This is a genomic window from Gemmatimonadetes bacterium SCN 70-22 (assembly GCA_001724275.1).
Taxonomy (GTDB): Bacteria; Gemmatimonadota; Gemmatimonadetes; order Gemmatimonadales; family Gemmatimonadaceae; genus SCN-70-22.
This window is the reverse complement of record MEDZ01000031.1, coordinates 35,380-47,250: the sequence shown is the minus strand read 5'-3', so window position 1 is coordinate 47,250 and position 11,871 is coordinate 35,380. Positions and strand designations below refer to the sequence as shown.

At 72.3% G+C, this 11,871-nt stretch carries 11 protein-coding genes and 1 tRNA gene; 2 read left to right on the top strand and 10 right to left on the bottom strand.

The annotated features are described in order from the left end of the window. Positions 1 to 262: 262 nt before the first annotated feature. The 10 genes from ABS52_14730 to ABS52_14685 form a co-directional block, all read right to left on the bottom strand. A complete protein-coding gene (locus ABS52_14730) occupies positions 263 to 541 on the bottom strand; it encodes a hypothetical protein (GenBank protein ID ODT02262.1) in 279 nt (92 codons plus the stop codon). Continuing rightward, a complete protein-coding gene (locus tag ABS52_14725) occupies positions 541 to 1,545 on the bottom strand; it encodes a hypothetical protein (GenBank protein ID ODT02261.1) in 1,005 nt (334 codons plus the stop codon). Before ABS52_14725 ends, ABS52_14730 begins: the two co-directional genes overlap by 1 nt. Beyond that, positions 1,532 to 2,869 carry a hypothetical protein gene (locus ABS52_14720; protein ID ODT02260.1) on the bottom strand — a complete coding sequence of 446 codons (1,338 nt, stop codon included), beginning with the start codon at positions 2,867 to 2,869 and terminating at the stop codon, positions 1,532 to 1,534. Before ABS52_14720 ends, ABS52_14725 begins: the two co-directional genes overlap by 14 nt. Positions 2,870 to 2,966: 97 nt before the next feature. Further along, positions 2,967 to 4,697: a hypothetical protein gene (locus tag ABS52_14715; protein ODT02259.1), complete on the bottom strand. Its 1,731-nt coding sequence runs from the start codon at positions 4,695 to 4,697 to the stop codon at positions 2,967 to 2,969. Then, entirely contained in the window at positions 4,697 to 6,091 is a 1,395-nt protein-coding gene (locus ABS52_14710) for a hypothetical protein (GenBank protein ODT02258.1), read from the bottom strand. The genes ABS52_14715 and ABS52_14710 overlap by 1 nt, the downstream gene beginning before the upstream one ends. Beyond that, positions 6,019 to 6,939: a hypothetical protein gene (locus tag ABS52_14705; GenBank protein ID ODT02257.1), complete on the bottom strand. Its 921-nt coding sequence runs from the start codon at positions 6,937 to 6,939 to the stop codon at positions 6,019 to 6,021. The genes ABS52_14710 and ABS52_14705 overlap by 73 nt, the downstream gene beginning before the upstream one ends. 19 nt (positions 6,940 to 6,958) lie before the next feature. Then, entirely contained in the window at positions 6,959 to 7,438 is a 480-nt protein-coding gene (locus ABS52_14700; GenBank protein ODT02256.1) for a hypothetical protein, read from the bottom strand. A gap of 40 nt (positions 7,439 to 7,478) precedes the next feature. After that, positions 7,479 to 7,730 (bottom strand): hypothetical protein, encoded by a 252-nt coding sequence (locus tag ABS52_14695; protein ODT02255.1) that lies wholly within the window; start codon positions 7,728 to 7,730, stop codon positions 7,479 to 7,481. A gap of 43 nt (positions 7,731 to 7,773) precedes the next feature. After that, the gene (locus ABS52_14690) at positions 7,774 to 10,170 is read right to left on the bottom strand and encodes a hypothetical protein (GenBank protein ODT02254.1); all 2,397 of its coding nucleotides are present in this window, start codon (positions 10,168 to 10,170) and stop codon (positions 7,774 to 7,776) included. 231 nt (positions 10,171 to 10,401) lie between these two features. Further along, positions 10,402 to 10,474 (bottom strand) — tRNA-Ala (locus ABS52_14685). 48 nt (positions 10,475 to 10,522) lie between these two features. Here ABS52_14685 and ABS52_14680 point away from each other — a divergent pair. Both ABS52_14680 and ABS52_14675 read left to right on the top strand, forming a co-directional pair. Next, entirely contained in the window at positions 10,523 to 10,981 is a 459-nt protein-coding gene (locus ABS52_14680) for a thioredoxin (GenBank protein ODT02253.1), read from the top strand. A 78-nt stretch (positions 10,982 to 11,059) separates the two neighbouring features. Then, entirely contained in the window at positions 11,060 to 11,779 is a 720-nt protein-coding gene (locus ABS52_14675; GenBank protein ID ODT02252.1) for a hypothetical protein, read from the top strand. Positions 11,780 to 11,871: the final 92 nt, after the last annotated feature.

Here is an 11,871-nt window from a genome sequence, read left to right as displayed (position 1 = left end):
TGGCGCCGCCGGCATTGGGGCCGGTCTTGGAGATGGCGTAGCCGATCTTAACCTTGTCCTGCGCCGAGGCCGGCGCGACGGCGAGCATGGCCGCAGCCGAAACCGCGAGCGCGCCCAAAGCCATTCGCATCATGGCGTGTCCCCTCTTGCTAGCGTTTCCTCTTGTCTTTTCGGTCTTGTCTTTTCGGTCTTGTTTTTACGAACGCACGCTACTCTAGAGTGACTCCAGACTATATCGTTTGGGGACCAAATCAATTCAGATTCAGGCAGCCAGTTCGAGAATCTCCATCACCTGATCCGGTCCGGCGATCGGCCTCGGATTGTTGAGCACCGCGCGGTCGTGCATCGACTTCTCGGCGACCTCGCGAAAGCGATCCCGGCCGACACCGACTTCCGACAGCCGCCCCGGCAGACCCAGCGACTTCACCAACGCTTCGACAAGATCGCCGGCGGCAGTGTCGGGCTTGCCAAAGGCTTCGCCGACCCTCTTCTGGCGTTCGGCGTTGGCCGACAAGTTCCAGCGCAACACCGACGGCAGCATCACGCAGGAGGTATGGCCGTGCGGGACATGGCAGGCAGCGCCCAGCACATGCCCGATGTGAAACCCGCCGCCAGCCGCACATGCAGGATCGTCTCGGGACCCAGCGGCTCCACGAGGGTGACCTCGCCGCGACTCCCGCGTTCCGGGGGGACGAGGGCGAGGTGTTCGGGACGAACGGCGAGCGTCGCGACCTCGAGCAGCGGCGCGGCCACGCGGCACTGCACCGCCCCGTCGAAGATCGGCGCGGCGGCGTCGCCGACGATGCGGCCGCGGAAGCAGTTGATCGACGGGGAGCCGACGAAGGTGGCCACGAACAGGGTGGACGGCGCCCGGTACACCTCGAGCGGAGGGGCCTGCTGCTCCACCCGCCCCTTGTTCATCACGGCGACCCGCTGCGCCATCGTCATGGCCTCGACCTGGTCGTGCGTCACGTAGATCATCGTGGTGCCGAGGCGCCGATGCAGGCGCACCAGCTCGCCGCGTGTCTGCGCGCGCACCTGGGCATCGAGGTTGGAGAGCGGTTCATCGAAGAGGAAGACCGCGGGTTCGCGCACGATGGCGCGGGCGAGCGCCACGCGCTGCCGCTGTCCCCCGGAGAGCTGGGCGGGGCGGCGATCGAGCAGTTCACGGATCCCCAGCGAGTCGGCGACGCGGGCGACGCGCTGCACGATCTCGCGCGGGGCGACCCGTCGCATGCGGAGGCCGAAGGCGATGTTCTCGCGCACCGAGAGGTGGGGATAGAGCGCGTAGTTCTGGAAGACCATGGCGATGTCACGCTCCCGCGGCGGGAGGTCGGTGACGTCGCGCCCGTCGATGAAGATCCGCCCGGCGGTGGGAGTCTCGAGGCCGGCGATCATGCGGAGGACGGTCGTCTTGCCGCACCCCGACGGCCCGACGAAGACCGCGAACTCGCCGTCGGTGATGGTGAGGGACACGCCATCGACGGCCGCCGCCCCGCTCCCGTCGAAGCGCTTGGCGACGCCGTCGAGCCTAACGCTTCCCATGTCCCCTCCCGCGTCCCTCGGGGACGGTGGCCGAGACCGGGCGCCCGGGGACGAGCGCGACCGGGGCGGCGTCGCCCAGCTGCAACGCGACCGGCGGCCCCTCCTCGAGACGCGCCTCGCAGCGATACGTGCCGGGCGCCAGCGCCGGGCGCTCGATCGCGAGCGAGAAGCGTGAACGGCCAACGCGGATCCCGGCGAGCCGCGCCGACTCCCACCCGGGCGGGAGCAACGGGGCGACCGAGCAGCGGGCCGCAGGAGCGGAGGGCCGGATTCCCATCATGCCGTAGACAAGCGGTGAAATGACCATGGCCGCCGACCAGGCCTGGTCGGGACAGATACCGGCGGCGGCGCCGGTGTCGCCATCGAGCACCTCGTCGAAGGCCCCGCGACCGCGCGCGAAGGCGCACGAGGCCACGGCCGTGAGGTGCTGCCACCCCTCCTGGGCGCGCCCGCGCGCGAAGGCCGCGAGCGAGGCCCACCCGGTGTAGAGCGGCCACACGGCGCCGAAATGGTAGCCCCGCGGACGGTATCGCGCATCCCGGCGCCCGATCATCCGCACCCCCCAGGGGGCGGAGAAGTCTTCGGACGCGAGGGCGGCGAGGATGTCGTCGGCCGCGGGGTTCGTGTCGACGTGGAGGAGGATGGGGACGGCCGCCAGCGCCGTGAGGTCGCCGGCGGGGCGCCCCTCGGCGTCCAGCTGCAGCGCCACGCGTCCGGTGCGCGGGTCGCGCAGCCGGGCCTCGAAGGCGGCGGCCGCGCGCTCCGCGGCGACCTCGGAGCGCCGGGCGAGGGCGCCATCGCCCATCGTGCGGGCCAGCGGCGCCAGGCGTCGCGCCGCCTCGGTCCAGATGGCCGCCGTGTACGACGTCACGCCCCCGCCGCCCAACGGTCCCGACTCGACCCACCCGTGCCCCACGCCGGTGTTCTCGGGAAGGCCGTCGCCATCCCGGTCGTGCGAGAGGACGAAGGCGAACGCGGCGCGCACCGCATCCCAGCGGGCGCGCACGGTGTCCAGGTCGCCGGTCCAGTCGGCGTACTGCGCCACGAAGCGCAGCCAGAGCGGCGTTGCATCTGCGGCGTCGTAGTGGGCGACCCCGCTGGTCGAGACCTCGTGCGCCACCTTGCCGGTGACATCCGCGGTATCGGCGAGGAACTCGAGCGCGATGCGCGCCTCGTCGAACATCCCCGCGGCGAGGAGGGCGTCGCCACACCAGCAGGCGTCGCGCCCGAAGAACCAGGCATAGCCGGGGCGCGAGTCGCCCCATCCGGGGCGTGACGCGGCGTAGCCGGCGGCGAGCCCTCGGCCTACCCCCGGCGCCTCCACGACGAACGACGCGAGCCGTGCCGTCGCCCACTGCCACGCCCGGTCGAAGGTGGCGTCGGGAGTGGCGACGCGGAGGGTCGCGGCCAGGCGTGCGGCGTCACGCCGCGCCAGCGTGGCCGCGACGCGGGCGACGGGAGACGACGTGACGGGCGTGACCTGGGCAGCGGCCGGGGAAGCCGGCGGGGAAGCCGGCGGGGAGGCCGGCGGGGAAGCCAGCGGGGAAGCCGGCGGGGAAGCCGGGCGGGGAAGCCGGCGGGGAAGCCGGCGGGGAAGCGATCCGGCGCCAGGCGCGCTCCAGCGCGGCGGCGCCCTCGGTGGTGGCGACCACCGCCAGCCGCAATCCCCCGCCCCGCCGGCTGGTGACGACCATTCGAGGCGCGGTGGGCGACGGCTCGACCACGAGCGCGTCGGCCCCATCGACCGCCACGCGCGCGAACGTGCTCCCGTCGGCCCCGCGGACTGCCACGACTCCCGCCCCCGTTCCCGCCCCCCCGCGCGTGGCGACGCTCCCGTCCCGTCCCGCGTCCACGCCTCCGGCGGGGCCGGCGTCCGGCGCCACCGCACCCGCCACCAGGGGGTGCAAGGCATCGCCGGGCAAGGGCCACGCCAGCCGGAGCCGGAGCGAGGCCTCGAGCTGCAGCGCGGCGTGCGTACCGACTCCGTCAGGAACAATCTCGAGAACGATCGCCGCATGGTCGGGCGGCACGGCCACGACCTCGCGCCAGGCGGCGCCGTGCCCGTCCACCAGGTGCCGCTCGACCAGTCCCGGCGTCACGCGCACGGTGGTGGCACGCAGCGGGGCGCCATCGACGGTCGTGATCACCCCATCCGAGAGGACGCAGAGCGGGTGGACCCAGGCCTCGCGCACGCCCGACATTTCGTCGCCCACGACCAGGGCGTGCGGTGAGGCGAGGGTGAGCGGGGCGTCGGGAGCGGCGGCCCCCTCCAGCTGCAACGGCGCCGGCGCGAGGCGACCAGCCGGCGCCAGCGCGCACGGCGCCCCGATCCACGCCGCCGCCGCGCCGGCGCCCTCCGGAGCGCCGGCCTGCCGGGGCGCCATCCCGCCGCCGGCGGCGGGCGTCGCTCCCGCAGGGTGCGGCCAGGCACGTCGCACCGATCCCCGGCGGTCGCGCCGGGCATCGAGATAGGCGAGGGCGTTGACCAGCAGACGATCGCGCTGCGCGTCGAGCGCCTTGGCGCGGGCGGCGAGGCACACGTTCGCGCCCAGGCACAGGATTTCGCCCATCCCCAGTTCGAACTCCCACGCCACGGCGGTCGCGGTGTCCAGCTGCACGTAGGCCCGGTCGACCGCGAGCACGCGCCCCGCCGGCCAGACGGGCGCGCGGAAGCACGTCCGCGCGACGCGTTCGCCCTCGGTCGCCTCCCACGTGAAGGTTCCGCGCTGCAAGCCGTCGAAGAGCGGGTGCTCGCCCCACCCCTGCATCCCGCGGATGTGCGGGTAGTCCGGCCAGTCGCGGAAGCCGTCGCCCCACAGCGGGTCGCCCGCGTGGCGCCACTCCTCCGGCAGCTGCACCACCGGCAGCGGTCCGGGGGCACCGAGCGCGTGGGCGAGGGGGGGGGCGAGGAGCGTCAGGAGGAGGCGCCCGCCGCCCATAACGCGGGCGCCGAGCATCGTGCGCCACTCGGGCGTCAGGGTGGGGACGCCATCTCCCGCGTGACACCAGGGGAGCTCGTCGGGGGCGAGGGGCGACGCGGGGGGCGTCCCCGTCGATTCCACCCGTACCTCGTATCCCGCCCCGCGCGCCCACCCCACCGCCCTCTCCCCCTCGCGGTCGCCGCCCGGCGGGACGAGCACGACGAGGCGCATCAGCGGTGAATCACGATCGGCTCGCCCAGGCGCGCCATGCGCAGCTGATCGTTGGCAGTGACGGTGAGATAGCCGTTGTCGAGCCGCACGCCGAGTTCCACGTCACCCACCCACGCCCCCCGCAGCTCGAAGAAGTCGAGTTCCATCGGGAGGGGGTCGACGGTGATCGCCCGCTCGCTCACCCGGACACCGCAGGCGTACTGGATGATGAGATCCGCGACCCACGAGTGCTGGTAGTCGTCGATGCCGCGGTACACCGAGGCCGCGGCGGTGAACGGGTTGTAGTGCTCGAAGCAGTTGGGGCGCGCGAGGTCGCCGTCGTGGAACATCATGCGCACGTACTTGAGGAGGAACTGGCCCGCCGCCTCGCGCAACGCCGGGCGCGACGCATCCCCCCACTTTCCGAGTGCCTCCATCACGTGCGAGTTGGCCATCGGCCAGACGCGCCCGTTCCACGGGCAGACGTGGCGCTTCCCCTTCCACTCCGCGACGGCGCTGAAGTACGGGTCGTCGAGCGCCGACGACGGCACCGGATAGGGGGTCCAGAAGCGTTCCGGATCGAGGAGGTTGCGCTCGAGTCCCGGCAGGTGCGCTTCGGTGGCCAGGTCGGTGAAGTACGGGTAGAAGCAGACCGCCGCCGCGACGCCGGTCCGTGTCATGGTGCGCGGGTCGACGTCGGAGAACATCCCGCGGGCGGGATCCCACATCGTCCCGCGCACGGCGCTGGCGGTCCGTTCGGCGTATCCGTGCCAGCGCCCCGGGTCGGCCGGCGCTCCCGCGCGCGGCGCGATGCGCTCCAGGCAACGGAACAGCGCGTAGGCGTAGACGGTGACGTCGATCCCCTTCAGGCGGATGCGGTTCTCCCACCCGTAGGCGTCGGCGTGGGGATCCACCGCCTGGTAGCGCGACATGTACTCCTGGCCGGTCTCGTACTGGTCGACGACATCGATCATCCCCGTGCCGTCGGCATCGCGCGTGGCGACCAGCCATTCCGCATGGCGCGCGAGCGGGGCGTACATCTCGCGCACGAACGCGTCGTCCGGGCGCACCGCATCGAGCGCGAGCAACGCGTCCCCCCAGTTCGCGTGGTAGAAGTCGGTCCCCTGCAGGTGGTTCACGTAGATGCGGCCGTGCAATGCGCCATCGGGCTTCTGGTGGTCGAAGATCGTGCGGAGCACCCCGCGCGCGTGGGCGGGGTCGCGCAGCCAGCGCAGCTCACGCATGTGGCACTGCGCGCTGTAGGTGATCGGTTCGTGGAAGAAGCCGATCCCTTCGCACACGGTCGGCCACCGGTAGTTCCCCACCCCCGGCTGGATGCTGTTCAGCCAGAGGCCGTACCAGCGGTACCAGTAGTAGCGCTCCAGGTACGGATCGGAGCAGGCGAACGACGGCACCTGGGCGAAGAAGTCACGCCAGCGCCGGCGGCTGGCACGCGCCAGCGGCATCGTCGAGACGTGGCGCGCCGCGCCGACGGCGGCGACCGACATCGGCGTGGGCGACGCCGGCCGCGCCCGCCACGCAGGACGTCCTCCTGGGCCGCCAGACGCAAGGCGAAGGCGAAGGTGGCCTCGGTGGCGTTGGGGGCGAGCGCCTGGTGCACCGCGCCGTACATCAGCCCCGCGGGCGAGATCCCCTCCAGCCGCACCTCGCAGGGGAGCGCCTCGCCCTCCCACAACTCGGCGAACGGCGCCAGGCGCCAGTGCGGCTGCAACGCGCTCCGCTCGCTGAGTGTCGCCGACCAGCTCGTCGCCTCGCCGACGGCGGCCAGCTCGCAGCGCACCGCCAGCGGCACCTCGCGCCGGTCGGTGACGGTGCGGACCCACTGCAGCGCCCCGTCCCACCGCACGGCGCCCACGTCGAGGGGGGCGGTGTCCTGCGCCGTCCAGCCGACCGCGTGGAGCGAGACGGGTTCCGGCGCACGCACCGTCCACTCGCTCGCGAACACTCCACCGGGTTGCACCGTGCGAATCTCCGTGGCGCGCATCCCGCCGGGGAGGTCGTATTCCACGGTGAGGTCGGCCGGGGTCCAGCGGCGCCCCGTCGCCACCAGCGGGAGCTCTCGCCCCTCGTGGTCCAGGATGGTGACCGTGAAGAGCGGGGCGAGGGCGTACTGGTAGAATTGGGCCTCGTCCCAGAACCCGGGCGCGTCGAGCCACGCGGGGAATGGCGGCGCGAAGATGATCCCGTCGCCGCTTCCGAGGTACCACTTGTCGTGACGCGCCAGCGATTCGATGGGATCCATCGGGCCCCGCGATTTGTCGTTAGGTGAGCTTGGCGATCTCGGCGAGGATCTCGGCGTTGTCGCGCCGCTTGCCGGGGTGCTCCTCGACATGCGCCCAGCGCAGGATCCCCGCCTTGTCGACCAGGAAGTACGCGCGGTTGGCCACGAGGCGCTCGGGGAGCAACACGCCATAGGCGGTCGCCGCCTCGCGCCGGAAGTCGCTCAGCAGGTCGACCGGGAGCTCGTACTTGGCCTTGTATTCCCGCAGCGACGGCACCTGGTCGACGCTCACCGGAAAGACGGTCACGTCGAGCCCGGCGAACGCGTCGTAGTCGTCGCGGAAGGCGCACATCTCGGTGGTGCACGTCGAGGTGAAGGCGGCCGGGAAGAAGGCGAGGAGGACGTTTTGCCGGCCGCGGAACGACGAGAGGGTGACGACCTCACCCGCGGTGGAGGGGAGCGTGATGTCGGGCGCGACCTCGCCGACGGCGGGAACTCGCAGGGTGGCGCTGGATGGCATGCAGGGACTCGGCGGGAGGGTGGGCGAACGCGCCGGGAAGCTAGGCGTGCCCGGGCAGGCCGGCAAGCGAGGCGTGCGCCTGCACGATGTCGCGCACAGGATGTCGCGCGTAGGATGGCGCACACGATGTCGCATGCTCGATGTCGCGCGCTCGATGTCGCGCGCTCGATGTCGCGCGCTCGATGTCGCGTGCACGAGATCGCGTGCGCGGCGCCGTCGCGCGGGGTGGCATGGCGCGGAACGTCATGGCGCGGAACCCCGTGGCGCGGAACCCCGTGGCGCGGAACCCCATGGCGCAGAACGCCGTGGCGCAGCGGCGCGATCGTGCGGAGCCGCTACGGCGCGCGGCGCCCCGTCGCCGTGGTCAGACGCGCGGCATCGAGCGCCACGATCTCCAGCACGCGCGCAAAGCGCGCATCGCCGCGGAGCGCGTCGAGCGCCCAATCGCGATCGCCCAGCCCCAGGTAGACCTTCGCCATGGCCGGGTAGGCGCCGATCCGCCGGGTGTCACGCTGCAAGCCGGTGAGGATCGACCGGGCCTCCGACGCGCGACCGGCACGGGCAAGGGAGAAGCCTAACGCCCCCAGGACCTCGGGTGACTCGGCGTCGAGGCCGCGAATCGACTCCAGTTGGGCGATCGCCTCGGGATATCGCCCCGCCTGCAGCAGCACCGTGGCAAGGAGGAGGCGCGACGCCGCCGTGGTGGAGTCGCGGGCGATCGCGGCGCGCGCGGTGCCGATCGCCAGGTCGTAGCGCCGCTCGGCGGCCTGGGCGAGCGCGAGGTGGCGCGCCGAGGCCCCGGTCGGGTTGCGCCGGGCGGCCGCAGCCAGGATGCCCTCCGCTCGCCTGGCGTCGCCGTCGAGCATCGCGATGCGCGCGAGCCCGACGCGTGCCGTGACGTCGGTGGAGTCCAGGGCAAGGGCGCGCCGATAGGAAAGCTCCGCCTCGCGCCAACGCCACTCCATGCTGTGGATGCTCCCGAGCGCCGCGTGCGCGGCCGCCACCGTCGAGTCGAGTGCCAGGGCGCGCTGCGCCGCGAAGGTCGCCTTGTCGAGCGACTCGGCGCGCTCGGCATCGGAGGCCGCGGGGAGCTGCGCATAGCTCTGGGCGAGCTCCGCATACGCCCGGGCGAAGGCGGGGTCGCGCGCGACCGCCGACTCGAAGGCCGCCACCGCCTGCGGGAGCGACTCGTCCGTGCCACGCGACAGCTGATAGTGGCCGCGCAGGAAGTCGTTGTACGCATCAGGATCGCGAGCGCCGCTCACGTCGAGTCGAGCATCCGTGGCGACGTCGCTCCGCACCGCGGTCGCGATCTGCGAGGCGATGTCGGCTTGCACCGCCAGGAGGTCGCCGGCCGGTCGCTCGTACACCTCGGACCAGGCGCTGAAGCCATCGCTCGCCGTCACCAACCGCACGGCCACGCGGATGCGATCGCCGTTGCGCTGCACGGTTCCCTCCAGCAGGTAGGGGACGCCGAGCCTCCGGGCGACGTCGCCGACGGAGCCGCCCGCCGCCTGTGCCGCCTCGGCGGCGCTGCGCGAGGCAACCCGCAGCCCCGGAACGCGGGAGAGCGCGCCGGTGATCTCGTCCGTCATGCCGAGGGCGAGGTACGCGTCGCTGGAATCGGGGGAGACGCTGACCATCGGGAGGACGGCGACCCCGGGGGGGAGCGCGGCCGTGGTGGTGCCACCGCTCGCGGGCGGGGCCGGCGTGCGCCCGCGGAGCGCCAGCATCGCCCCGGCGATCACGACGACCGCCATCGCCCCGCCCGCCAGCCACCGGCGCGCGGGCCGCGAGGAGACACCGGAGAGCGACTTGACCGAAGCGGTCGAGACGGCGCCGCTCACCACCGCCGGGTCGTCGAGCACGGCGAGGATCGAGGCGGCGTCCTGCGGCCGGTGCGCCGGATCCTTCTCGAGACAGCGCATCACCAGGCGGACGAGCGCCGCCGGAGTCGTCGGACGCAGCCGCGCGAGCGGCTCGGGCGTCTCGACCAGGTGCGCCTGCATGATCTCGGTCACGCCGCGATCGGCGAACGGCGTGCGCCCGGCGAGCATCTCGTACGCCATCACGCCCAGGGCATAGAGATCGGCGCGGTGGTCCATCGTGGGGTCGCTCGCCACCTGCTCCGGCGCCATGTAGGCCGGGGTGCCTAACGAAATCCCGGCACTGGTCAGCGTGCCGTGCGGGTGCTCCTTGCGCGACCGGGCCGAGGCGACGGCCTTGGCGACCCCGAAGTCGGCCACGATGGCCGCGCCCCCCGCCAGGAGGACGTTGTCGGGCTTGATGTCGCGGTGCATCACCCCGCGTTCATGCGCGAACGCGAGCGCGCGCGCGACATCGCGCAGGATGCTGACCGTCATCGGGACCGAGAGCGCCCGCTCCGACACCAGCCGCGACCGCAGCGACTCGCCCTCGACGTACGGCATCACGAAGTACGGCAGCCCCTCCGCGTCGCCCGCGGCGATGACGCCGACGATGTTGGGGTGCTGGAGGTTCGCCGACATCAGCACCTCGCGCCGGAACCGCTCGCGCGACAGCCCCTCGGCGACGTCCTCGTGCAGGACTTTCACCACCACGTCGCGCGACAGCGAGCGCTGGTGGGCGAGGAAGACGCGGGACATTCCCCCGCCCCCCAGCTCCCGGTCGATGCGATAGGCGTCGCCAAGCGCACGCTGGAGGCGCTCGACGACCGAATCGACGGCCGAGGGGTGGTGGGGTGGGTTCGTCATGGGCTATCCCTTCGACACCCGTACGGAGCCAAGGGATTGCCGGTTCCTCGGAACGTGCTCCGCACCCGTCGCGTGCCGATCGCCACAAGTTGCCGTTCTCGACGGCAGGCGCAACTGGCGGCGCGCCCCGGCTGCCGGGCGCCCCCCTTCCGGTTTTCCCGCAGGGGAGATGAGGGACCCCCTGAATGCACCCGCGCCCCCCGATCGCGAAGATCGAGGGGCGCGGCGGAATGGAGCGGAGGGGAATCGAACCCCTGACCTCATGCTTGCAAAGCACGCGCTCTCCCAACTGAGCTACCGCCCCGCGCGCGTGGCATAATATATCCGTACCGACGCACCAGAGGAAACCGCAATGATCCCTGCTGGACACGCCCTCACCGTTCGCTGCCAATTCTGTCACACCTGGAACCGTGTCGACGCCCCCCGCGCGACCACCGAGCGCCCGAAGTGCGGGGAGTGCGGGCGCTTCATCCTCCTGGATCGCCCCTTCGCCCTGTACGAGGACACGTTCGCCCGGACCATCGCCGAGTCCGAACTCCCGGTCCTGGTCGACTTCTATGCCGACTGGTGCGGCCCGTGCAAGATGATGGCCCCCTCCGTCGACGAACTCGCGGCGAAGTACACCGGGCAGGCGCTGGTCGCCAAGCTGAACACCGACCTGGCGCAACAGACGTCGGCCTCCTTCGGCATCCGCGGGATCCCGACGACGATCGTGTTCAAGAGCGGAAAGGAGGTGGCCCGACAGAGCGGCGCCATCCCGCTGACCGCGCTGGAGGAACTGCTCCAACGGGCCATCCCGTCCGCTGCGTAGGTACCGGTCGGCAGCTGCATCGGGCAGGTGCCAGCCGACGATGCCGTGACGCTTCGCCTTCCCCGCTCCCACACGCCGATGCCAGACACTCCGCTCCCGCTCCCGCCCCCGCTCGAGCGACGCTCCTTCCTCACGAGACTGGGCGCGGGGGCCGCCGCCTTCTCCACCGCCCTGGGGCTCGGCGCGCGCGAGGGCTCGGCGCAGGGCGCCCCGCAACCCGCCAGGTGGCAGCCGGCGCGGCATCCGCAGGATGACTGGTTCGACCAGGTCCCGGGAAAGCATCGGTTCTTCTTCGATGCCACGTCGCCGAACGGCGCCGGCGAGGCGATCACCTTCGCGACGAACTACTACCTGGCCAACAAGGCGGGGTACGGTCTCGACGCCAGGGAGCTCGCGGTCGTGATCTGCCTGCGACACTGGGCCACGGCATTCGCCTTCGACGACGCCATCTGGGGCAAGTACGGCGTGCACCTGGCGGAACGTATCCGGTTCACGGACCCCAAGACGCAGGCGGCGCCGAAGACGAACGTCTACCTGGACGACAGCTACGGGATGCAGCTGCCGAACCGCGGGACGACGCTCGACGACATGATCGCCCGCGGGACGCATTTCGCGATCTGCGGGCTCGCCACGCGCGCCTTTGCCGGGATCATCGCGACCAAGGTCGGGGCGACGCCCGACGAGATCTTCGCCGAGTTGAACGCCGGGTTGATCGCGAACTCGCACATGACGGCGGCGGGGATCGTGGCGGTGAATCGGGCGCAGGAGCGGGGCTATTCCTTGCAGTACATTGGATAGGGGCAGAAGACGGGAAGACGAGAAGACGAGAAGATGAGAAGCGGGGGGGCGCCACTGGCGCCCCCCCGCTCTGCCGGTGACGGGGAGCGCCG

Excerpts from the sequence above, each read along its gene's own strand:
- ABS52_14705 (ODT02257.1), bottom strand. The coding sequence starts at position 6,939 with ATGGATCCCATCGAATCGCTGGCGCGTCACGACAAGTGGTACCTCGGA.
- ABS52_14680 (ODT02253.1), top strand. The coding sequence starts at position 10,523 with ATGATCCCTGCTGGACACGCCCTCACCGTTCGCTGCCAATTCTGTCAC.
- ABS52_14700 (ODT02256.1), bottom strand. The coding sequence starts at position 7,438 with ATGCCATCCAGCGCCACCCTGCGAGTTCCCGCCGTCGGCGAGGTCGCG.
- ABS52_14690 (ODT02254.1), bottom strand. The coding sequence starts at position 10,170 with ATGACGAACCCACCCCACCACCCCTCGGCCGTCGATTCGGTCGTCGAG.
- ABS52_14675 (ODT02252.1), top strand. The coding sequence starts at position 11,060 with ATGCCAGACACTCCGCTCCCGCTCCCGCCCCCGCTCGAGCGACGCTCC.
- ABS52_14730 (ODT02262.1), bottom strand. The coding sequence starts at position 541 with ATGCTGCCGTCGGTGTTGCGCTGGAACTTGTCGGCCAACGCCGAACGC.
- ABS52_14695 (ODT02255.1), bottom strand. The coding sequence starts at position 7,730 with ATGGGGTTCCGCGCCACGGGGTTCCGCGCCACGGGGTTCCGCGCCATG.
- ABS52_14725 (ODT02261.1), bottom strand. The coding sequence starts at position 1,545 with ATGGGAAGCGTTAGGCTCGACGGCGTCGCCAAGCGCTTCGACGGGAGC.
- ABS52_14715 (ODT02259.1), bottom strand. The coding sequence starts at position 4,697 with ATGCGCCTCGTCGTGCTCGTCCCGCCGGGCGGCGACCGCGAGGGGGAG.